The following is a 21927-nucleotide window of genomic DNA, read 5'->3' as shown; positions in this document are numbered from 1 at the left end:
TCATCTACCTAGGGCGCCCACCGCATGAGATTATTCCGTATCCTCACCTTTAAGGAATTGAAGGGCTACTTCTTGAGCCCTTTCGGCTGGGTGATCCTGGCCTTCGTCACGATCATGCAGGGAATTTCCCTCTCGACCTCGATGAAGGGTTTCCGGGACACCCCGGTGAAGGACAGCCTGGTTTTCGTCACCTTTCATTCGCCACTGTTCTGGTTCTACTTCCTGTTCATCTTCCCGCTGATCACCATGCGGTTGTTCGCGGAAGAGGAGCGCTCCGGCACGCTGGAAACCCTGCTCACCGCGCCCGTCCGGAGCTGGGAGGTGGTGTTTTCCAAATACATCGCCGCGATGATCTTCTACACCACGCTGTGGATTCCCTGCGTGATTCAGTTCAAAATGTTTGATTGGGTGACCGGGCTCCCTCCCGCCTGGACCGGCGGTGCGCTTGGCGGCGTCCTCACCATCCTGATGCTGATGGGGGCTGCCTTTACCGCGATCGGCTGCCTGGCGTCCGCTCTCACCTCCAGCCAGATCATCGCCGGAATTCTAACGATTGGCTTGTTGGTCATTCAGTATTTCCTGGGATACGTCACCGTCATCTGGGGAAACTCGTTCGCAGGTGCGTCCATGTTTGATTACATCTCCTCGCAGCAGCACCTCTACTATTTCGCCAAAGGTCTCTTCGACAGCCGCCCTGCCATCTATTACCTCAGTCTCACGATTTTCATCCTGTTTCTGACTTACCAAGTGGTGGATTTCCGCCGCTGGCGCCGCTAAACCCATTCCAATCCGCGAACTTCGCCCCGTGTCTGACACTCAATCGAAAACCAAGGGAAAATCCGCCCGCCCGGTCAACCGCTGGGGCGTCGGCACGCTTTCCATCATTCAACTCGTGTTGCTCGCCGCCATCCTGTTGGCTGCCAACTACCTCTCCTCGCAACATTATGACAGGCTGGATCTGAGTCGCGAAGGAGCCTACACCGTCTCTTCGTCAACCCGGCGCTACCTCACCAGCGACGCGATTCAGAAGCAGCCGAAGCCGATCAAAATGATCCTAGCATTCCGCAGGACTTCCCCGTTCTACGATCGCGTGCGGACTCTTCTCGAAGAATACTCCCGGCTTTCCCATGGAAAGATCGAATTGGAAATTCTCGACCCCATCCGCAGTCCGGATCGCACCCAGGAAGTGGCCGCCGCTTATGGCATCACCCTGATTCGCGATCTGATCATCATCGACTCGCGGACCGATGACGCACCGGTCATCCACGAAGACCAAGCTGGAACCAAGGCACTGAATGCCAATGTCAAACTGGTCCTGGCCGAAGACATGATCGTTTATTCAACCGACCAGCAAGGCCAGCGCCGCCCGATCGGTTTCAAAATCGAAGATGTGATGACGGCCCAACTGGTCCAGTCGATCGAGGGCAAGCCACGCAAGATGTATTTCCTTTCCGACAAGAGCCGGATCGATTCTGAGGGCGAAAATTCACCCTGGAAGTCGCTTGAGACCACCATTCGCTACCAGAACATCCAGCTGACCGCGCTCAGCCTCGCCGGTCTCACCGACATTCCGGAGGATGCGGAAGGCGTCGCCTTGGTCGCCCCAAAATACGATTTGACCGAAGACGAAGCCAACGTTCTGGAGCGTTATTGGAATCGTCCCAAGTCCTCGCTGCTGGTTCTGTTGGAACCGGGTGAAACTCCGCCAAGATTGCGGGCTTTCCTGCGTGAAAACGGAGTCACTCCCCAAAATGACCGGATTGTCACCCGTGAAAAAGGCAAACTGGTCACCGCAGCCCGTGGAAATTTCACCTACGGCATCGATTTCCTCAAAGACTTGGCTGGCCTAGCGACCGTTTTTGAGGGCAGTAGCTCATCGATTGAAGTCCGTGAAGGCGCGACCGATCTGATCAACCGCAAGATATTCCCTACCAGCTTGATCCTCGTCACTGGCAATTTCTGGGGTGAAACCCGCTTTGGCCAAGGGGATGAGCAATATGATCCAAAGGAAGACACCAAAGCCCCGCTGACGATGGCGGCCAGTGTGGTGCGAGGTGCTGCTGCGGACGACCGATTCGCCGAGGACACTTCCCGCATGATCCTCACCACCAACACGGATTTCCTCAAACCTGAAAATCAACGGGCTGAGAATATGGACTTCCTGGCATCATCCGTTAACTGGTTGGTCGGGCGTGAATCTCTCGCCGGGATCGGACCTCGTTCCATTGGCATCTACAAGATGCCGATTTTGGACGCACAGGTTTCATTCATCAACCGGGTCAATCTGTTCTTCCTCCCCGCTCTTCTCGCACTGATCGGCGGAATCGTCTGGTCATCGCGTCGGGCCTGATTTTTCTCACCATGCGATCCACCGCGTTTACTTCTTTCCTGCTGGTTTTAGCCGCTGCCATTTGCGGCCTTGCTGGCTGGCGCATCTCGAAAGGCAATCTGGATGCGCTTTTCGGCGTCCCGCCGGCGACACTCGGAACCCCGCTCTACGACCATTTCGATCCATCAGAAGTCGAAAAAATCACCGTCTCCGTGCGGGATTTGCATGCCGAGTTCATCAAGACCGAAACCGGCTGGATGTATGCTCAGGAACCGAAGGACCGCATGGACCCACGCGCCGCCATCGCGATCATCAGCTTTTCCCGTGGCCTGAGGGTCGAGGATTACGCCCCCGTCAAGGAGGTTGATTTGGAGAAGACCGGGCTCGACACCAATTCGATCCGCATTGATTTGGCCACGCACTCGGGCCAGGCCTTGGCGAAATACCGCATCGGTTCCCGCACCCCATGGTTCGGGCAAGACACGAAAACTAAAGATCCACTGCCAACGGTATTCATCAGGCCTCGTGAACGTGGCCGCAGGGATTTTGTTTATACCTGTTCCGGCGACATTTTAGAGCTCTTCAGGGATAATCTGAAGCATCTGCGCGATCCAAGGCCGTTTTATTTCAACCCGCTGAATCTCCATCAAATTCGCATCCGCAGCGCGAGTGGTGAGTTCACTTTATCGCATGCAGAACCACGTGAGGCCTGGAAAATTGTCATCCCCCAGGAACTCAATACCGATCACGACACGGTGCTCAAATCTTTGATTGGCAATCTTTTCGAACTTTCGGCAACCAATGTTCTGGATCGCTCAGCGGTCACCCTGCCTACCAGCTCCGGCACCAGCCGCCCGCTGCAGATTGCCCTCAAAAACTTCAATGAAGATCAGGAAACGGTGTTGGAGGTTTACCCCCCGGAGTCACCCGATGCACGGGAAGCCTACGCAACCGTAAGTGATCGGCCGAATGCAGTACTGGTCCTCCCCCTTAAGCCAGAACCAGAGCTCGTCTCAATCGCGGATCTTCCACTATCGGTCAACGAATTGCGCGATCAAACGCTGACCAATTTGAATCCTGAGGCTTTGAAAAGCATCACGATCAATGCAGCCACTGCCCAACCGGTTACTCTCTATCGGAAAGGCAAAGCTCCTTGGCGTACGCTGATTGAGGGAGTCGAGCGCACAGCCAATGAGAGCAAGCTCTACGATCTGCTAAAAGCCGTGACCGAAAGCCGGGTGGTGGAATTTGTCACCGATGCCGCAACCGATTTTTCCCCCTGGGGACTGGATCGCCCGATCCTTCGCCTGCAATTCACCGGTGTGGATGATGAGTCGATCGAGCTCAGATTTGGCTTCAACAACCACGGCGAATTGTTCGCCAATCGGATTGGCACCTCCACGGTGGTCCGGCTGGACCCAGATATCTTGTCGAAAATCGCCATTCGTTCCTTCGAATGGCGGGATTCGATTCTCTGGCCATTTAGCAAAGTGGACCTGAAAAACATCGTCCGCACGATCCCGCCGGAAGCGCCGTTGGATCTGAAGTATGGCTTCATCCGGGAAGACTGGCACGGGGAACAGGACGGCAAGGACATCAGTGCCCAGATTGACCCAATCAAAGCGAACTACTTCCTCAATGTGCTCGGGGAACTGAGGGTCAAAGCATGGCTTTCTCCTTACGACGAGAAAGTCAGGAAGGCCTTGATCAATCCGTCGCTCTTACTTTCCGTGACTCAAAATGAAGTCGACGAATTTGGCGACACGACCGGTGAAATCGAACGAATTCTTTTGATCGGTCCCGCCAGTGACGATCCAAATCCTACATCCTACTACGGAAGACTGAATACGGAATTGAATCCTTTCACAATCAGTCGGGAGACCTACGACAAGCTCACTTCAAAACTCATCATCGATAACTAATCCAGGCAGCGATCGCCAATCGCTCGATTGCTCCGGGATTCTTCCGTTAAATCCATGCTTAGCTCACTTCGCCTGCTGGATTTTCGCTGTTTCGCATCCCTCGATATTGAAGCGCCACCTGCTGGAGCCGTCCTGATCGGAGAAAACGCACAGGGTAAAACTTCCATTCTGGAGGCCATTTGCATGTTGGTGCGCCTCCATTCTCCTCGCACCCACCGCATGGCCACCCTGTCCCGATTCGGCGCCGACCAATTCGGCATCGCTGGAACTTCCTGGTCTCAAGAACGTCGCGTCCGCTACTCACGCGATGGCTTCCGACTCCGCGTCGACGAAGAAAAACGCCCGAATCAATCCACCTACCTGGAAGATGGCGGACTGGTCGTCTGGATGGGCAACGAGGACCTAGAACTCATTCGCGGTTCCGGTGAAATCCGCCGCCGCTACCTGGATTTCCTCGGAGCTCAGCTCGATCCCGCCTATCGCCGTTCGTGGTCACGCTATCGCCGCGCACTTCGCGCAAAAAACTTACTTCTCAAAGAAGGTCGGACCAGAGACGCAGAAATAGCCTCCTATGAAGAAATCCTGGTCGAGCATGGCACGGTTCTCATGGAAATCCGCGCCCGCTTGGTCGAGGGGCTCTCACCGTTTGCCGCAGCGGCCCAGCTGGCCATTAGTGGCAAGGATGAAAAGCTGACGTTGAATTACCTGCCAGCCAGCGGACCAGACATGCGCCAATCGATGCTTCAGGCAAAAGAGCGCGAAACGCGTCTGCGACAAGCCGTGGTCGGCCCGCATCGGGACGATTTGGAATTGCGCATCAATGGCATGCCGGCCGGAGATTTCGCCAGCGAAGGACAACAACGCACCATGGCGCTGGCCCTGAAACTGGCTCAAGGACGATTGCTGGAACAACGCGGCGGCAAACTGCCGATTTACCTACTGGACGATATTTTTGGCGAGCTTGATCCGCTTCGCCGAAATGCCCTGATGAATCATCTGCCGACCGATGCGCAAAAGTGGATCACCACCACCCACTTGGACTGGCTGAGGGAAACGCAGGAGATTTCAAAACTCGCCCGCCTCGTTATTTCTCAAGGCAGCGCGAAAACCCAGTGAGCCAAGCGCGGCTAACTTCGTTTGATGGCGACGAGAGCCATAAACATGGGAAACTCTTCCACCGCCCGGTGCTCTGCTTTGCTGAACGCTCCGCCGCCCTGAGACCGGCGATGACTGTAGAGTTCTTCGCAGCCAACCACCGCCAACCCATCTTCTCCTATCGCGCTAAGCAATTGGGCTAGAGGTCGATGGTAGAAGATCGTTTCTTCCCCCGTCCCCTTGCCGGGATGCGTCGCAATCTGGATTTCCCGGGCAGAACCATAGGAATCCAACCGGCGATATTGAATTTTCTGATCCGCATCCCAGCCCCAGTGGGATTGGCGTGGAATCCGGAAACAGGGATGCATGAAAACCAGCACAACCTTGCCGCCCGGCTTCAACCCGTCGGAAATATTCTGAAACATACCCACCGGTTCCGGCACATCGTGAACAGCCATCAGGCAAGTCGCCGCGTCATACGTCCCATCCGCCCATTCGCCAGGCTGGCAGGCATCCGCCGTTACGAAAGACACCCGCTTGTCCGAGCCATGCCGGGATTTCGCCGCCTTGATCAATCGCGGGCTGGCATCCACACCGAGGTAACGTCCGATCTTTCCTTCCAAAAGAGGCTTCACCAAGACTCCCTGGCCGCAGCACACGTCCAAAATCGACTCACCTCCTTGCAGATCGAGCCATTTCAGCGTGGCAGGGAGAATCACATGCCGATGGTAATCAGACCCGGCTTCCCCCACCAGCTTGTCATACCAAGCCGCAACTGGATCCCATCCTTTATCTTCCGATGGCGCGGTCTTTTTGGGCTTAAAGCCGGACTGGCCCTGAGGGCGAAAAGGCTTGCGTGGTCGTGGAGGCATGAACGGCACCCTAGATTCAAAACCGCTGCAGCAAAGGCTTTTTCATGCAACTACTATTTTAAGTTTACTTGAATTTCCTAGCATCTAGATAATTAGTTTTTCTTGACTTCTTCTTCTCAATTCCTACAACCACGGGGAATTTTGACGTAGAAACCGGATGACATCGCCTTGCATTCATTTGAAATCGGGCTTGGAAATTGGCTACGGCAAGCCAATCGCCAAGCTCAGCGAGTCGATTCAGCTCTCGAGCGGCACCCATTTTCTTCTCGCGCGCAATGGTCGCGGAAAAACGACCTTGCTGCGGACCATCGCGCGCACCTTGAAGGCGCGAGCCGGTGAGTTCGAGACCCAGGGGTACATGCAATATTTACCGGAAGATTTGCGATTCGACCCGGAAATCACTCCCGGAATGATCTTCCGCATGTTGATTTCGAAAGACAAACGCTCTGCGGCGATGGAGCTGGCGAAGCGGATCGAACTGGATGTCAAAAAGCCCTACGGTCGTCTTTCCACCGGGAACCGCCGCAAAACCAGCCTGATTATGGCGGAATTCTCCATCCGGCCCAACGTTGGGAATATTTTACTACTGGATGAGCCATTTAGCGGACTGGACGCATTTGCCCGACAAATTTTTGAGGATATGTGGAAACAATCCAGCGATCAGGTGCTCCGGCTGGTGAGCTGCCATCCTGATTATGATTCCATGCAAATGCCGAGTGCCGTTTTGATCGAACGCCAGGATGTTCGCCATATTTCCGATACAGACCAAACATGGAGTTCCTTGAAAACCATGCTCAACTAATCGGCTTATTAATTAAATAACCCGAAAAAGACTATCCAAGTTTCGCAAGAAAAAGCCATATTCTCTTTTATATATCAAAATGCCACTGTTCCGCCTTACATTTGCAACCATCTTTCAGCGCAAAGCTTGGGTCATTTGTGTCCTGGCCGTGATAGGGTTGCCATTTGTTCTTCCGGTTATTTCCAGTGCCAGTGAAAACTTCACCTTGATCAAACCAGCACGCATCCAGGCTGCCTGGGCCACGCTCTGGATCTGCACCCTGTTATGGGGTTTGTTTACCGCCGCCAAACAGGGTGAAGCCAATGCCAAAACCGGTATGGGTGAGTATTTTTTCACCACTGGCATCTCGAACGGCAAACAACTTTTCCAAATATGGCTTGCCGTGTTTGCATTCATCGCGCCGCTGGCCATCTGCACCGCAGGGATTTCACAATTCGCCGCCACTCCGGGAGCAACTGCTGAAAAGTCGATGTGGTGGACCTTAAACTTCCAATACCTCACCCTGTTTCTTTTGGTCGTCGGACCGCTTCTTGCATTAGCCATCGGCTTAGCATCACGATTCGGTGGCATCGTTGGTTTTGCTGGCTCACTCGGCATTGCTCTTTATGGACTCTACGGGGTGGGCTATTTGGACAATTTATTAAAAATCGAATCTCACCCGATGCTGCAAAGCATCTGGTTGATCTCTCCTCAATACCGTTTTGCCGATTTGACCCAACGTCTCTATTTCAAAGATGGAGCACTTCCAGCTGCGGCTTTCCGTGACATGGTTTTCTACTTTGTAGGTATATTAGCCATCTATTGCGGAGTCTCACGCTTTTGCTTTCGCGCCAAACTTTCGACCTGATTTTGATGAAAAAACTTCCCCATAGCGCTTATCTCTCGACCGGCCTGATTGCGATCGGTGGAGTGATGTATGCCTATGCCGGGCGCGTATTGGTGATGAATTCCGATTTACGTGTGCCCTTAAATGTATTGGGAATCAACCGCAGTCCGTATGGCGAAGTGATCGCCATGGCCATGCAATCTCCGATCAACCAATATTGGAATCGCGGCCTGGAAGTTCAGGGACCCAACAAAGCGCCCTCACCGGCTCAAACCTCTCAAGACACCTCAAGCGCCTCTAGCGGAGGAATCAGCACGTTCCTGAATCAGCTGAGCCTCGCTCATGATACGCGAACGAATCCGATCCCACCGTCGGCAACGCAGCGGCGCTACCTGCGCCAGGAAATCGAGGACAAACTGAAATTTGCCTACGAGCTCGATCCCTCGCATTATGCAAATTACAATTCCTATCACTTTTTCCTGACCGAACCGGAATTGGGAACTCGTCCGGAACTCACCCCAGGCGCAGCAAAGCTTGCCGAAAACACCATCAAGTATTGCCTGTCCAAAAAGCACGATCCCAGACCCTCGCTCACCGCGGCAGCAGCCACGGAAAACGTGCTGGAGCTGATGTTCAATGATCAGCATCATGCCACTCCGAAATATACCACCGCTCAAATGCGCAAGCATCTTGAGTTGTTAGATTATTGCATCCAACGCTATCATCATCTCTCCGCCGAGTGGCAAGCGGATGGCAATTGGGAATTAATCTCACCTTACCGCCGTGCCGAATGTGAAGAGCGGCTGCAATTTGTGATGGGGGTTCGGGATGCAGCCGCCGCAACCATCACCCGATTAGAAAAACTTCATCAAACCAAGTCTCTCACTCCATTGCTTCAAGGCTCTTGACCGGCCCTCCCCCGCCTATGACCCACCCTCAGACATTCATGCCAGGACATGTTCCACCCGTTAGCACGCCAAGATTTTCCCCTGGCATGTCGGGAGTGGATCTTCTCAGCATCATCTTTCAAGTCTGCCGCAAACTCGGCGTGTCCGATATCCAGATGCGGACCAGCAGGCCGGTCTATGTCCACACCAACAAGGGAGTCGAAAAACTGGACTATCTCGGCATCCTCGATGCGGGAAACATGGATGAAATTCTCAAGGAACTCATCCGTAACCGTGAAAGCGGAAGCCATGGATTTGGCCAGAGCGGCTCAAATGGAAACCAGCGAGCTGAAGACAAAATCCAGGAAGCAATTGCCGAATTTGCAGAGCGGAAAGTATCCGATTTCTCATGCGATGGCATTTCAATGGGCAGCAGCGGTGAAAAATCCGGCCGCCTGCGCATCCAGGCGCACCTCAGTTCATCCGGCCTTGGGGTCACTTGCAGAATTCTGAATGATTTCATTCCTGAGCTCGAACAACTTGGCATCGATCCCGACACCATCGAAACCTTGCGGCGCTCCGTGCTCAAACGGGCAGGTTTATGCCTGGTGACCGGACCAACCGGCTCCGGCAAGTCAACCACCCTTGCTTCTTTGATCGATTGGGTTCGGCAACATCATCCCAAGCATATTGTGACGGTCGAAGACCCGATCGAGTATCAATATCCGGACGACATGGATGATCCGGAATATCCAGGATACCGCGTTCCCTGCCCCAGCATCGTCACCCAACAGGAAGTTGGGCGGGATGTTCAATCCTATCGGCAAGGTCTGAAGGATGTTCTCCGCAAGGCACCCCATATCATTCTGCTTGGCGAGATCCGGGATCGTGAAGCGATGGAAACGTGCATGGAAGCCGCACAAACGGGACATCTCGTACTTTCAACCCTACATACTACAGGTGCCGTAAAAACCATGGGCCGCATCCTGGAGCTTTATCCAAAGGACAATCATCATTCCGTCCTGAGCCGGTTGTCCGAAATCCTCATCTTCATCCATTCCCAAGGCCTACTTAACGGCGTGCAGCGCCGAGTGCTCACCTATGAGTTTCTGCACAACAGCGAGGATGCCGTTTCCAGTGCCATCGCCAACTACGATGGTGGCGCGCGATCATTGGAGGACGTCATCACCCGATCGGGCAACATCCAATGGGACTCGAACCTTAAACGACTTCTCAGCAAAGGACTGATTACTTACGAAACTTTCCAAAATGCCAAAATGAACCGGGATGAAGATCCAGATTAACCATTGGCTTCATTACCTTCATTCAATCTAACAAACACATCAAATACCCAACTGTTAGATCACTTCAAACCCTTGATCCCTCATTCAAAAAACCTTCCTTGCCCCCCGTTTCACATCGCCTACGCGATCGCGGTATTCCTGAATCCGCAATTTTCGTTATGGTGATTTCGTTCGACAGCAACTCGATTCAATAAACAACCACCCACTGATATCCTCATGAAACTGACTCAAAACACCAAGCGCACCGCAGGTCTTACCCTCCTCGAACTGACGGTCGTTATCCTTGTCTTGCTCTCCCTCATCGGCATTCTCTTCTTCGGCGCCAAAGCCTGGAAACGTGGTGCTGACCGCGCTGCTTCCATCCTCGTCATCCGCAACACCCAACAAGCCGTTCGTTCTTACTCGAACATGTATGGTGTTGATCCAGGTGCAACGGTCGCCGATCTTCCTGACAAACTCTTCGGAACTGGCAAGTTCGTTGCAAGCAACCCAACCGACGTCACCACTCCGGAAGACGATGCATCTACACCTGACATCGACGAATCCGCAACTGCTACCGAAACCGGCCACCCAGCAGGCGTTGACTACAAGTTCGCCTATGTCGATGGTGCTAACAATGTTCCTGACATCGGCGCACTCTACATCCAAACTGTTGCCAACGGCGACGCAGACGATGCTGAAGAGTTCAACCCAACCGAGCACAGCGACTGGTAATCCAACCTGCCTGAAAATGGCGTAAAACTTCCATGACCCGCCTCCCTCGTGGAGCGGGTCATTTCCCGTATCAAAACCTGGTTCCCTGAGGTTTTGGAAATCCCCCAAGAAAATCCCTCTCACTCCATCCCTTGCCCAAGTATCTTCATCCGGCGCAACTGAACGTTCTCAAACGCTTTAGCCAGGCCAATGACATTCTCAGAAATACCAGCCGTGCGAGCAATCCGGCATGGTATCAGGATGCGCTTGAACTGGACCTGCAGCTTCACATCCGCACCGATGGAGCCAACATCAGCTGCTATCTCTTCGAGCGACCGGAGAACAAATGGACTGCCGGTCCTGATCTGACGCATGACCAACTTCAAGAGCCTGCGAAAATCCAGGAATTCGCCAAGGCAGTACTTGAGCACGCACGCTCCTTGGGAGCAACCGGCCTCGGTGTCGTTTTAACCATCGGCGACGAGTTCGCCATTACCGATCTAAAGCTGGAGTTCAACGACCCGGCAGCTCTGCCAGAAATCCGGGAGCGAGCCGTCATCGATCCGCCATCGGTGCTCGAAGACGCTTCTCGCGATGCCGCCGAAAATTCCTGGCGGGTGCTTCCCTATCCGGGAAATCCAAATGGCAAAATTGGCACCTCCATCGCTCTTTCCCACCACTATCAGCTATTTCTCGATACCCTGCGGGTTTATGGCGAAGCTGAAAATTTCCCCATCGTCACCTGCGCGCTGAGCGCTCCACTCGTCGCCTTACTCGGCATCATCGGCACGGTGACACGAAATCCCGATCGCCCGTTTGTCGCGATCCTCCAATACCCTTGGCTGACAGTTCTCGCCTTTTTCAATCAACAGGCCGATCTGATCCTGCTGCGCACCATGCAGCACCGCGGCTTGCTAAGACCGGCGAACTTCCGCCAGGCGGTCGCCACCGCATGCACCGCCTTGGAAATCGTCGATCCCGACCTGTTTATTTTTCCGCTCGGCAAGCAGGTTGATACCAATCTGGTCACTGACCTCGGCACGACCTTTCCGACCAGCCATCTTGAGGTGGTAAGACCGCGTGATACTCACGGACTACCTGCCTGGGCGATCGAGCTGATCATTGCAACCCAACCCGCGAGCGAGGAACATTTGCCTGGCATCACCTTCGATACTTTCCGACGTGAAGGCTGGGTATTTCAAAATTTCCTGCCGCCGATCGGAGATGCTGTTGGCTTGTTCCCCACGAAATCCGAGATCAAATTATTACGGGGTCTGTTGATTGGCCGACTCGCGCTGGTAGGTCTCGTGCTGCTCGCGTTTGGCTGGCTGACCTTCAGCTTCAGCCGCAAAATTTTCCAGCCTGATATCTTTTTCCTGAAGACATCGGAGTCAGCGGATCTGTTAAAGCGGATCGCCAAACTCAACATTGAGCGCAAGCAAACCCAGCAATTGGAAAACCTGCTGGAAGACCGATCGAAGGCCTGGACATCGATGGAATTGCTCGCGCGTCTTCTACCTGAAAACTGCGGGGTGAAGGTGACGTCCTTCAACCTCAGCGTGCGTCCGCAAAACACGCCAGGACAGCCGAAAGTTGGATTTATCAAAGAATGGCAGATCAAGGGGCTGACTGATTCCAAGGGATTGGATTTGTTGAACCACTTGAACAACAACGAATCCATCGCTACGCATTTCGCCGAAATCGCGGAGCTCACCGGCAACACCGCGTTCGATCCCAAGGTGCCAACCCGGACTTTGGTCGTGAGCGTGAAATCGCGCGGAGTTGAAACCTCAAAAAGCCCGAAAATCGAAGGCACCAACCAACCACCGGCCTATCCTTATTCTTTCGAATTCGTCATCACCCAACGGTTTGAATCTGCCGACCCTCTGGCGATCAATGTTCTGAAAGCTCCCTGAATGTCCCACCTTCTCCGCTATGTATAAGACCCCGATCATCATGTTTGGCATTGTGCTGCCAATGACGATTGCGATCGCCATCATCGGTGCATGCGTCGTGGTGAATTCGAAACTGAACCACAGCTTTGAAGAGAAACAGCGGAAGTATACGACCAACGATCAGAACCGCAAAATCGCGCAGGCCATCGAAATCCAAATCGGCAAGCAGCGCCCTCATATCGAGCGCTGGGCGAACGATCTGAATCGCGAAACCGCCAGCGCTTTCAGCGAAAATCTTGGCAAGATCCGCAGTGAGCTTCCGGCTAAAGAATTCCAACAAACCGCTCCGCTCAACCGCGAGAACAACCAGGCTGGATTTGGCGCCATTTCCGCGCAAAACTCGTCTCGGGTAAGCATCGGATTCCGGGGTTCCTTCCGGACTGTCCAAAAAGCATTCTTGGAACTTGAAACTAGGATGCCGCGCCTGCAGCTGGAGCAATTCGACATCACCCCAGCCGCCGGGCCCGTTCCACAGCTGGATTTCAAGGTCACCTACACCTCATGGGAGAAATGAAACAACACCTCATCCTCCGCAGTTTTTTCCCTGATCGTCTGGCGCTGGGTTTCCTGGCTGCCCAGCTGTTCGGTGTCGCCATCTCTGGAGCGGCGGTCGAGCCTTCCCGCTACGCAGGGGCAGATCCTACCGACTACATCAAAACCATGGAGGCGAAGCTCGCCGCCCCGAGCCGCAAAACCGATCCATTCGGCTTGTTGCAAGATCCCGATGCAAAACCTGCCGGACCCGCCCAACCGATTGATGTTCCCAAAGTGCCATCCATTCCTCTCGAAAACATCGTCGGGCGGATGCAAATCAACACGATCATGCCTGCGGAGCATCAATTCCTCATTGGCTCGCGGGTGATTTCCCAGGGTGACATGCTTCCTGTAAGCTTCAATGGTGCGGTCGTCCAAATCGAGATCGTTGAAGTCAACTCCCGCCGCATTCTCTTTCGCAATCCGCAAAACAAGGATACCTATGCCCGCGAGCTTGATCTGCTCCCGCCCGGCATGACCCGCAGTTCAGGCAACGATGCGCCACCTGGAATGGTCCCGGACAGCGCCGGAACGCCTCTCCAACTTGATCCCGCTCCTGCTCCGACCAATTCCTCCAAACGTCGATAATTTCCGCTCATGAAATTTCCCATCAAGCTTTTACCATTTCTGCTGACTTTCCTGACTGGATTTTCGCTGGCTCAACCATCGGATGCTCCGTTGGTCGAACCCACGGTGCCGACAGAATCGCAGGCGACCCTGGACAGCGATCCGCCTTTGATCACTCCAAGTTCTCCGACCGATCCGGCGGACGCCTTTGTCGAGCAAACCTCGGGGAATCAAACTGCCCAAACCACCGCGACTCCGCATGATCCATCCGCCCAAGGGCCAACCGCTTCGCCCTTCGGACCACTCGAAGAGCAAAAACGCGAGATGGAGGAATCTCAGGATGGCTATCTGATCAAAGACGCCGCGTTGAATGACATTTTCCAGTTCCTGGCCAAAAAAGCCGGACGGCAGTACTTCCATAACGCCAAAATCAACGGCCCGGATTATCTGGTGACGGGTAACCTGAATGACGGCAATCCGCTGTCGCAGATGGAGGAACTTGCCTTCCAGTTCAATCTTTCACTCCACACTAAGGGCAGCACCATCTACGCGCTCACTCAGGCGCAACTCAGCCAATTACCAAGCACCGAGTTCCACTATCAGCTACGCTATCTGCGGCCGACTGATATGGAGCAGATCATGACCTTGGTCCGGCCGCTTCTCAGCCCGGGCACCGGGATCGTCAATTTCGAGCCGAAAACCAACACGATCGTCATCATTGATTCCCCACACCGGATCGATCAGGCCCGCGAATTCCTGCACAGCATCGACCGATCCAAAGGCCAAATCATCGTCGAAACCAAAATCCTCCGGGTGAACACCAAGGCTGCGGAAAGCGTCGGCGTCAACTGGTCGTCCTCGCTCGGCGATCTCGGCGTGCCGATTGATATTTCGCGGGATTTGAGTTCGATTTTCGGACTCCCCTCCAGCACAGCCAGCCAGATTGCCGATGCGGATGGAGCCAACCTGGTGCTATCACCGACCCAAGCATCCGGCGTGCTCCGCGCCCTGGCTCAAGGCGGCATCACCAATCAGGTCTCCAATCCGACTCTGATCACGGAAGACAACGAACAAGCGACGATCTCGATCATCGATCGTATCCCGATCATCACCACCACCGTCAGCGAAACCACTTCAGGTCAGAACACATCGGAAGAAGTTCGGTATAAAATCGACACCTCCGACAAATCCATCACGGAAGATCCCGAGAACCATCGCGAGATCGGTATTTCCATTGTGGTGACGCCCACTCTGCTTCCGGACGGGACGATCCGGATGAACATGAGACCCCGTTCATCCCAAATTGCCGAATATGTCACGGGTGCATCCGGCAATACTTATCCGCGCGTCACTGAATCCATGATCGAGACGATCGCCCGCATTCCCGATGGATATTCACTCATCGTGGGTGGCTTTTACGGCGAAGTTCAATCCAAGGATAAGACCAAAATCCCTCTTCTGGGCGACCTTCCGCTCATCAATTTCTTCTTCAAGAGCAAGGAAGCCAGCAAGGAGAACTCCAGCCTGGTATTCGTCGTGACTCCGAAGTCTTATGATCCGACCCGCGGGGCTCAAAACAACATGGCCTCATCACAAATCCGGCGCTCCACTCAGTTAGGCATCGAGTCGGAATGGGTGGATGAAAATAATCCTGGCCCGGCCCATGAGCCAAATCTTCAACGCTCGATCCGTGGTCTGCAGCCTGAACAGGCACCGTATTATCCTCGTACGGATTCGAACACCAAGACCAGCCGTTGAGTTTCCTTTCAGAGCATCATGTCGGATTTTACGCCCAGCGATCTCATGTCTGCCCACCCCGGGAGAGATGTAGCTGCTGCCATCGAAGAATGCCTGACCCGAACCTCTGAAGCGTTACTTGAATTAGGCCTCGCGTCCCGAGAAGAACTGACCCGTTGTGAAAACGCGGTGCGGCAGTCGCACGAAGATGGCCACCCGGGAGATCTGATAGAAGCGATCGCCCATCTCCAGGGAAATCCCCCGGATCAGGTGACCTCAGTGATGAACCAGCTTTCGGAAAAGATTGCCCGTTCGTTAAGCCCGACGCCGCCGATGATTCCGTTTGCCGCGCGCTTGATTACCCCCACTGCTTTCTACGAGGCATTTCCGGAAATCCGCAAACTTTGCAAAGCTCTGCTTTCGCCGGTCGTTTATGCCGAAGATACGGATGCCATCGGAACCGCCTCCCTGAACCCGATTGCGGCCATGATCGTGGCTGAGGAAATCCAAATTGCCGCCCAATTCCAAACCGGCATCCGCCCGTTTGTTAGCATTGCTCTCATTGATTTCGACGGTTGGGCCGCCGTGACCCGCAAGCATTTCGAGCGATGATCGAATTCGACGGCATATCCTTCAACGAGCTGATCAGCAGCCGCATCATGGCGGAGCTGGGCGCACACGATCCGTCGTATGCGGGAATCACCCACGATCAGGTGCCAAACCGGGTGACGCGATTCAGCTTCATGGCGGCGCTGGCACGGATCAACGGACTCGCGTTTTTTCCGAAAATCGCAGAATTTTGTGAGCCGGAATTGCACCATCACTGCGACGCTGCGGTGATGACCCGCGGTTTTTTTGCGCCACTTTGCATGGTCGGTGGGAGCAAGTTGATCGTAGCGATTTCCAATCCGTGGAGTCCGTTGGCAGAGGAATACCTCGCTCCCAGGTTTCCAGGATTGGAAATTGTAAAAATCGTCACGCTGGTATCGGAAATCAGCCGCACCATCGAATCCGTCGCAACCAACAGCGGCCCATCGCGGTCTGAATTGGAAGCGATCGATGTTGAGGATCTGGATGAAGGCCTCAGCGACTTCGATGTCACCTCCGAACATAGCGAGCCGATGGCTCAGTTAATCGCCACCATCATGGCGGATGCGGTCCGGACCCGCGCCTCTGACATCCACTTCAAAGTCGAAAAGGAGGATTTCTATTATTCTTTCCGCGTCGATGGAGACCTTGGCAGAAAAGTCGAAATTCCGATGAAGCTGAAGGATCGGCTGGATGCGTTCCTTCTCAATCTGATGAAGTTGCCGACGGAAATCCGCAACACCGCGCCAGGTATTTCCGGCCGCTTCACCATTTCCTATTTCCGGCGATCCATCGACATTCGCTACGAAAGGCATCGTACTTACCGCGGCTATCACGTGACCATGCGTTTGCTCGATAAAAGCAACATCAACGTCACTCTGGGAAAAGGCACACTCGCGTTCGATGAAGAAACGATGTTTTCGCTGCACCGCGTGATGAAAATTCCGGCAGGGATCATCGTCATGTCCGGCCCGACAGGATCCGGAAAATCCACCACCCTGAATGCAATTCTGCGCGAGCTGAACCGCCCAGAAGTGAATATCCTCACTCTGGAGAATCCAGTGGAGGACGAAGTTCCTGGCATCACCCATTGCGACTTGAAAAGTCCGAAGGAATTCAAGCCGATGATTGCTTCGTTCATGCGATCCGACCCGGACATCATTCTCATGGGAGAGGTTCGGGATCTGGAATCCGCCGAATTGGCCATCGAGGCCGCAGTGACTGGCCACAAGGTTCTAACAACCATTCACACCCCGCGCGCATCCCAGATTATCGAGCGCTTCGAGCAACTTGGCATCGAGCGCTGGAAAATCGCCCAGACCCTCAAAGCCGCTTGCGCTCAGCGTCTGGTCAAACTTCTGTGCCCGTATTGCAAGGAGCCAGTACGAGGAATCTCCGAGCTGGATCGTAAAACCTTCAGCCTGGATGACTCCTGGGCGGAAATCCCTTTGTTCAACGCCAGACCTGATGGTTGCCCTGAATGCCGCCAATCCGGGTATTCCGGACGGACCGCCATCCTTGAAATCATTCCCATTTCACCAAAAATTTCCGACCTGCTTTCGAAGGGAGAAATGACCCCCTACGAACTTGAAATGCAGATCGCAGCCGAGGGCAAACTCCCCAGTTTGCGTCGCAGCGGACTGCGATTGCTGCGCGAAGGAAAGACCGATATCCAAGCAGTCAGCCAAGTCATCGATATGACCTACACCGATGAATAGCACCTCTCCTTTTCCCGCCCCCGCTGGTAATCCCAAGGTGCAAAAGCCTGCACCGAAACCGCTTTTCCCCAGCCTCAGCCAGCCGAAAAAGCCGAAACCGTTCAGTAAAAAAGAACTGGTCGCGCTGTTCCGTGGATTGAGTTCGATGCTGCGGGCCCAGATCAACACTGCGGACGCGCTGAAGTATTACACTCATGGCCTGCCGAACAAATCGATGGTCGCCTCGCTGCTCAAAATTCGCGAAGACATCGGCGCGGGAATGAATGTGCATGAAGCATTCCGCCGGACCGGTCGATTTGATGACACTGTCATCGGCTTGGTTCAGGCTGGATCCGACGCCGGCCAGCTTCATGAAGCGTTCCGCGCGCTGGCAGCCAGGTTGACGAGCGAGCTGCATTTTCAAAAGCAGATCCGCAAGGCAGTGGTCATGCCCAGCATCATCATTTCCGTGCTGACGGGAGCATTCATCGTTTCGCAGGTAAAAATCGTCCCCCAGGTTGAGGAAATGCTTTCGGGGGTCGGTCTGAAGCCGGAAGGGCTGACGGCAATCTCTTTCAAGGTCAGCCATCTGACGCAAGCAGTCTGGCCGTATTTCATCGTCAGCGCGCTGGTCATCGGAATCAGCATTGCCCGCTCGAAAACGGTGCGCAGTATTCTGTTAGGTCTTGGAATGGCAAGATTCCGATTGTTCAGGTTGCTCGTTCTGAGTCTTCGCCAGATGACGTTCATCTCGACCATCAAGCTGCTGCACTCAAACGGGATCAACCTTTCCAAGTCCATCCGGGTGTCTGCCAACAGCGTGAAAAACACGCCTTACTTCAAGGAGCTGCGCGACGCTGCGGACAAATACGAGCATTCCGGCGTGCCACTTTCCACGGCCTTTGCAAAATATACTTCTGTCGATCCACAAGTGACCCACATGTTGGCGATCGGTGAAAAATCCGCATCGCTGGATTCGCAGTTGGATATGTTGGCGGGAATGTATGAGGAGGACTCCAATGCCTACATGGAGTCCTTCACCACCGCCATCAATCTGGTCGTTCTGCTGATCGCAGTCATCTTGGTCGCGGCGGTATTGTTGGGAACCTATCTGCCGATTTTCCTGATGGGCCCTCAGTTGATGAAAAGCGGCATCTAACCGACACCACGTCATGCAACTCACAAGATTCGATCGCTGGTTGCGGGAACGCTACGTTTACGAAACTCTCATCTACACCTTGAGCGAGCCTGCCAAGCTGCCGAAAGGCATTCAGAAAAGCTCGAAGGATTTAGGACCCGCATCTCATTACAATCATCTGTTCATCACGCACGATGCGAGTGCGGCAGACGAGTTGATTCAACAACTTAGAGCGAACAATCAGAAATTCTCCACCCGCATCGTGGATCGCGACAAGTGGTATGTGCCTTTGATTGCCCCGAAGGGAAAATCCGTCACCTGGTCCTTCATGTGGCTCATCATCGGCGCGATCAGCTCCACCGTGATCACCCATCTGGTGATCAAGATTCTGAGCAGCGCTGAGATGAAGCGCATTCTTGCCGAATCCTGGAAGATGATTACGTCCGGTTGATTTCGCCTCAAATTCAATCTTTTCAGAATACTTTGGTCATGTTAACTATTGCCCCTGCCATGCGCGCAACCCGTACATCACGCGACAGCCAGCCAGGCCTCACCTTGCTTGAGCTAACGGTGGTGCTGTTGGTGCTGCTTACCCTGATGGCAACCGGATTTTACGTCACCAGCGAGGTTAAGAATTGGCGTGCCGGGCGCGAAGCCGGTGAAACCCTGCGCACGGTTTACACCGCCCAGCGCATGTATCTCGCGGATCATCCGACAGAGCCAGTTACGGACCTGACGATGACCAAACTACTCGATTACCTCCCTAACAAAGTTTTAGATAGCGATGGGAATATCATACCTCCGACTGTAAAATCTCTTAAAAATACCAACCTCACAATTGTGGTCAATGAATCTCCACCATACCTTGAGGATGGTGGAGTTCGATACGACCAAAACGATAACTACACCGACGGCGTTTGGGATGTAGGTGAATGACACATGACCTCGATTCATCCATTCATTCTCAGGAAATCGAATATCATCAGGGAAAACTTAATGATGGCAGATCGTCGTCGTTTATTCTTAGTTTTTCTATTTCAGATTGTTTTAGCCATTCCCGCCGCTGCGGAGTTTCGCCCGGTTGGAGACTTTTTGCTGACCGCTCATTTCAAGATCACGGGCGATAAAATCACTCCGATTCCGATGAAACCCATCGCCTTCCACGTTACCACGGACGGTGTGCAGATCCGGGTGTCCTCAGCTGACGATGAAGAATCCTACACGACTTTTGAAATTTACCGGTCAGACGGGATTGGAAGGCAACGCAGTGATGGCGCGCTCGAAGTCATTCCCGGAGTGCAGGCGAAGAGCCAGACTGATGGCGTGCTTCGTCATCTCCGTCTTTGTGGCGAATCCATGACCATCACCACCTTTCCCGGAGTTTCGGATCAAACTGTGGTCAGTTACTCGGTTGCTGCGGAGGCCAAGCCTGCAACCACTACCGAATCCCCCGCCCCTTCCCCCGAAAAATGAGACCCATCCCTTCGGAATCCCCAATGCCCACCGTGAGCCAATCCGGTGCGCTGCCAGAAATCCCCCCCCAAAGACCGGCGCCCGGGTCCCAAGTGCCGAAAGCTTACCCGATTTTGCTAACACTGAGCACCCTCATGACCGCGGTGTTTTGCGGGCTCTATATCACGAAGCCTGTGATCGTCGCCCCAGCGGCAACCGCTCCGGTTAAAAACACTTCGCCAGCCGCCCAGCTTCAAGCCCCGCCCGCTCCATCGAAGAACGCCGAAGTTACGAATCCGCCCCTGCTGCCCAATGATTCGCACCTTCCCGGTGAACCCATTGATGACACGATTGCCTCTTCCCCATCACCCGCAGGTGCGCGTGATTCATTTGAAGAAACCAATCTCAGTGTCCAGCACGTGATCGACGCGGAAACGCCCGATGGCGATATCAGCCGCATCATCCTCGATGTTCCCGTGCTCTATCAAACCCGCAAGCTTCGATGGACGGCCAATGAACTGGGCGAAGCACGGGAGCTTCTGAAACAACTCCAGGATCATCAGGAAAAGTCCCGCCAACTCCGGGCAGAAGCGGCCAGCTTGCTACAATCCTGGAACCAACTGATGGAAAGATCCATCCCGGATGCAGGGCTGCGTGCGGACAGCCCCTCCTTGCCTGGAAATCAAGCGGCTTCAGCCAATCTTCCGCGCCCTGCCGGACTCGATAGCAACGAAGCGATCCAACTCAAGCCCGCCGAGAAATGAAGCGCTCCATATTCATCTGCCTCGCCCTTGGCACTCCACTCGCGTTTTCGCAGAATCCCCCAGCCGGAGAAAAATTCGACCCGGTTCAGGAAGCCATTCGCGAATTCAACAAACATCGAAGCGAAGGCAGAGACGTCACCGTGGTTCTGCCGCCACCCACTCAGGAAAAGGCAACCAAACCGGAAAAAGAGAAGGATAAGGAAAAAAGCTCCGATTCAAAAGCGGCGAAATCCCCATCTCCGGAAAAGACGGCTCCCGATTCAACTCCACCACCAGCCCCTAGCAACCCGCCTGCAGCTGCGGCGTCTCCGCATTCCAACGCCTCACAGCGGAAACCCGGCCTTGGCGTGGAGGTGAAGAAAATCCAAACAGGCAGCGGCCCCATCGATCCCAGCCAGGTGAAATTATTGGCACCCTTTGCCGCCAAACCCTTGCTGCAGCCCCCCGCGGGCTGGCGCATCGAAAGCAACGCGGAAGCTCCTCCCTTCACCCGCGAAGTGGAACTTGCACCAGGGGCAAAAATCACTCTCACCATACGACCCCACCTGCTGACTCCGATTGCCGATGGAGCCAGTATTTTCGCGATTCCGGAACCTGGCTACGAATCTGCAGCCGGATACAGGCAGACCAAAACGGTCGGAGCAATTCTCTCCAATTCCATCCAGCAAATGGATCGCGATACCCAGCAGCTCGGGCACGCCATTGATCAGCTTCAACAGCTTCTTTCCTCGTTACCAAGCACCACTCCGGCTCCATAATTCTTCC

The 21927-nt window shown here is 54.1% G+C and carries 22 protein-coding genes; 21 read left to right on the top strand and 1 reads right to left on the bottom strand.

Annotation, left to right across the window (positions count from 1 at the left end):
* Positions 1 to 24 precede the first annotated feature (24 nt).
* From JIN85_RS09265 to recF, 4 genes are read left to right on the top strand one after another with little or no spacing between them, the layout of a single operon-like run.
* On the top strand, positions 25 to 777 hold the full coding sequence (locus tag JIN85_RS09265) for an ABC transporter permease (RefSeq protein ID WP_200269919.1): 753 nt from the start codon (positions 25 to 27) through the stop codon (positions 775 to 777).
* A 28-nt stretch (positions 778 to 805) separates the two neighbouring features.
* Positions 806 to 2350, top strand: coding sequence for a DUF7088 domain-containing protein (locus tag JIN85_RS09260; RefSeq protein WP_200269917.1), 1545 nt, complete (start codon positions 806 to 808; stop codon positions 2348 to 2350).
* Between the two features lie 11 nt (positions 2351 to 2361).
* Positions 2362 to 4251 (top strand): DUF4340 domain-containing protein, encoded by a 1890-nt coding sequence (locus tag JIN85_RS09255; RefSeq protein WP_200269915.1) that lies wholly within the window; start codon positions 2362 to 2364, stop codon positions 4249 to 4251.
* A gap of 54 nt (positions 4252 to 4305) precedes the next feature.
* The gene (recF, locus tag JIN85_RS09250; RefSeq protein WP_200269913.1) at positions 4306 to 5367 is read left to right on the top strand and encodes a DNA replication/repair protein RecF; all 1062 of its coding nucleotides are present in this window, start codon (positions 4306 to 4308) and stop codon (positions 5365 to 5367) included.
* 11 nt (positions 5368 to 5378) lie between these two features.
* Here the strand turns inward: recF and JIN85_RS09245 are convergent, their stop codons facing one another.
* Positions 5379 to 6218: a class I SAM-dependent methyltransferase gene (locus JIN85_RS09245; RefSeq protein ID WP_200269911.1), complete on the bottom strand. Its 840-nt coding sequence runs from the start codon at positions 6216 to 6218 to the stop codon at positions 5379 to 5381.
* Positions 6219 to 6375: 157 nt separating this feature from the next.
* Here JIN85_RS09245 and JIN85_RS09240 point away from each other — a divergent pair, with 157 nt between their 5' ends.
* The 17 genes from JIN85_RS09240 (at position 6376) to JIN85_RS09160 (ending at position 21920) form a co-directional block, all read left to right on the top strand.
* On the top strand, positions 6376 to 7020 hold the full coding sequence (locus tag JIN85_RS09240; protein ID WP_200269909.1) for an ATP-binding cassette domain-containing protein: 645 nt from the start codon (positions 6376 to 6378) through the stop codon (positions 7018 to 7020).
* 79 nt (positions 7021 to 7099) lie between these two features.
* On the top strand, positions 7100 to 7867 hold the full coding sequence (locus JIN85_RS09235; protein WP_200269907.1) for a hypothetical protein: 768 nt from the start codon (positions 7100 to 7102) through the stop codon (positions 7865 to 7867).
* Positions 7868 to 7872: 5 nt separating this feature from the next.
* A complete protein-coding gene (locus JIN85_RS09230) occupies positions 7873 to 8754 on the top strand; it encodes a hypothetical protein (protein ID WP_200269905.1) in 882 nt (293 codons plus the stop codon).
* A 38-nt stretch (positions 8755 to 8792) separates the two neighbouring features.
* Positions 8793 to 10037 (top strand): type IV pilus twitching motility protein PilT, encoded by a 1245-nt coding sequence (locus JIN85_RS09225; RefSeq protein ID WP_200269903.1) that lies wholly within the window; start codon positions 8793 to 8795, stop codon positions 10035 to 10037.
* Between the two features lie 216 nt (positions 10038 to 10253).
* On the top strand, positions 10254 to 10751 hold the full coding sequence (locus JIN85_RS09220; RefSeq protein WP_200269901.1) for a type II secretion system protein: 498 nt from the start codon (positions 10254 to 10256) through the stop codon (positions 10749 to 10751).
* A 131-nt stretch (positions 10752 to 10882) separates the two neighbouring features.
* On the top strand, positions 10883 to 12646 hold the full coding sequence (locus JIN85_RS09215; RefSeq protein WP_200269899.1) for a hypothetical protein: 1764 nt from the start codon (positions 10883 to 10885) through the stop codon (positions 12644 to 12646).
* A 19-nt stretch (positions 12647 to 12665) separates the two neighbouring features.
* Positions 12666 to 13199: a hypothetical protein gene (locus JIN85_RS09210; protein ID WP_200269897.1), complete on the top strand. Its 534-nt coding sequence runs from the start codon at positions 12666 to 12668 to the stop codon at positions 13197 to 13199.
* Entirely contained in the window at positions 13196 to 13807 is a 612-nt protein-coding gene (locus JIN85_RS09205) for a hypothetical protein (RefSeq protein WP_200269895.1), read from the top strand. The genes JIN85_RS09210 and JIN85_RS09205 overlap by 4 nt, the downstream gene beginning before the upstream one ends.
* Positions 13808 to 13816: 9 nt before the next feature.
* Positions 13817 to 15544, top strand: a complete 1728-nt coding sequence (locus JIN85_RS09200) for a type II secretion system protein GspD (RefSeq protein ID WP_200269893.1) — start codon at positions 13817 to 13819, stop codon at positions 15542 to 15544.
* A 45-nt stretch (positions 15545 to 15589) separates the two neighbouring features.
* Complete coding sequence (locus tag JIN85_RS09195) at positions 15590 to 16135, top strand: hypothetical protein (protein ID WP_200269891.1); 546 nt, start codon at positions 15590 to 15592, stop codon at positions 16133 to 16135.
* The gene (locus JIN85_RS09190; RefSeq protein ID WP_200269889.1) at positions 16132 to 17829 is read left to right on the top strand and encodes a GspE/PulE family protein; all 1698 of its coding nucleotides are present in this window, start codon (positions 16132 to 16134) and stop codon (positions 17827 to 17829) included. Before JIN85_RS09195 ends, JIN85_RS09190 begins: the two co-directional genes overlap by 4 nt.
* Positions 17822 to 18967 (top strand): type II secretion system F family protein, encoded by a 1146-nt coding sequence (locus tag JIN85_RS09185; RefSeq protein WP_200269887.1) that lies wholly within the window; start codon positions 17822 to 17824, stop codon positions 18965 to 18967. Before JIN85_RS09190 ends, JIN85_RS09185 begins: the two co-directional genes overlap by 8 nt.
* 13 nt (positions 18968 to 18980) lie before the next feature.
* Positions 18981 to 19397, top strand: coding sequence for a hypothetical protein (locus tag JIN85_RS09180; RefSeq protein WP_200269886.1), 417 nt, complete (start codon positions 18981 to 18983; stop codon positions 19395 to 19397).
* A gap of 38 nt (positions 19398 to 19435) precedes the next feature.
* Positions 19436 to 19882, top strand: coding sequence for a hypothetical protein (locus JIN85_RS09175; protein ID WP_200269884.1), 447 nt, complete (start codon positions 19436 to 19438; stop codon positions 19880 to 19882).
* 3 nt (positions 19883 to 19885) lie between these two features.
* Entirely contained in the window at positions 19886 to 20419 is a 534-nt protein-coding gene (locus JIN85_RS09170) for a hypothetical protein (protein ID WP_200269882.1), read from the top strand.
* Positions 20420 to 20442: 23 nt separating this feature from the next.
* The gene (locus tag JIN85_RS09165; protein ID WP_200269880.1) at positions 20443 to 21162 is read left to right on the top strand and encodes a hypothetical protein; all 720 of its coding nucleotides are present in this window, start codon (positions 20443 to 20445) and stop codon (positions 21160 to 21162) included.
* Positions 21159 to 21920 carry a hypothetical protein gene (locus tag JIN85_RS09160; protein ID WP_200269878.1) on the top strand — a complete coding sequence of 254 codons (762 nt, stop codon included), beginning with the start codon at positions 21159 to 21161 and terminating at the stop codon, positions 21918 to 21920. The genes JIN85_RS09165 and JIN85_RS09160 overlap by 4 nt, the downstream gene beginning before the upstream one ends.
* Positions 21921 to 21927: the final 7 nt, after the last annotated feature.

The organism is Luteolibacter pohnpeiensis (assembly GCF_016595435.1).
GTDB lineage: Bacteria > Verrucomicrobiota > Verrucomicrobiia > Verrucomicrobiales > Akkermansiaceae > Luteolibacter > Luteolibacter pohnpeiensis.
The sequence above is the reverse complement of the archived record's forward strand: the minus strand, read 5'-3'. Positions and strand labels throughout refer to the sequence as shown.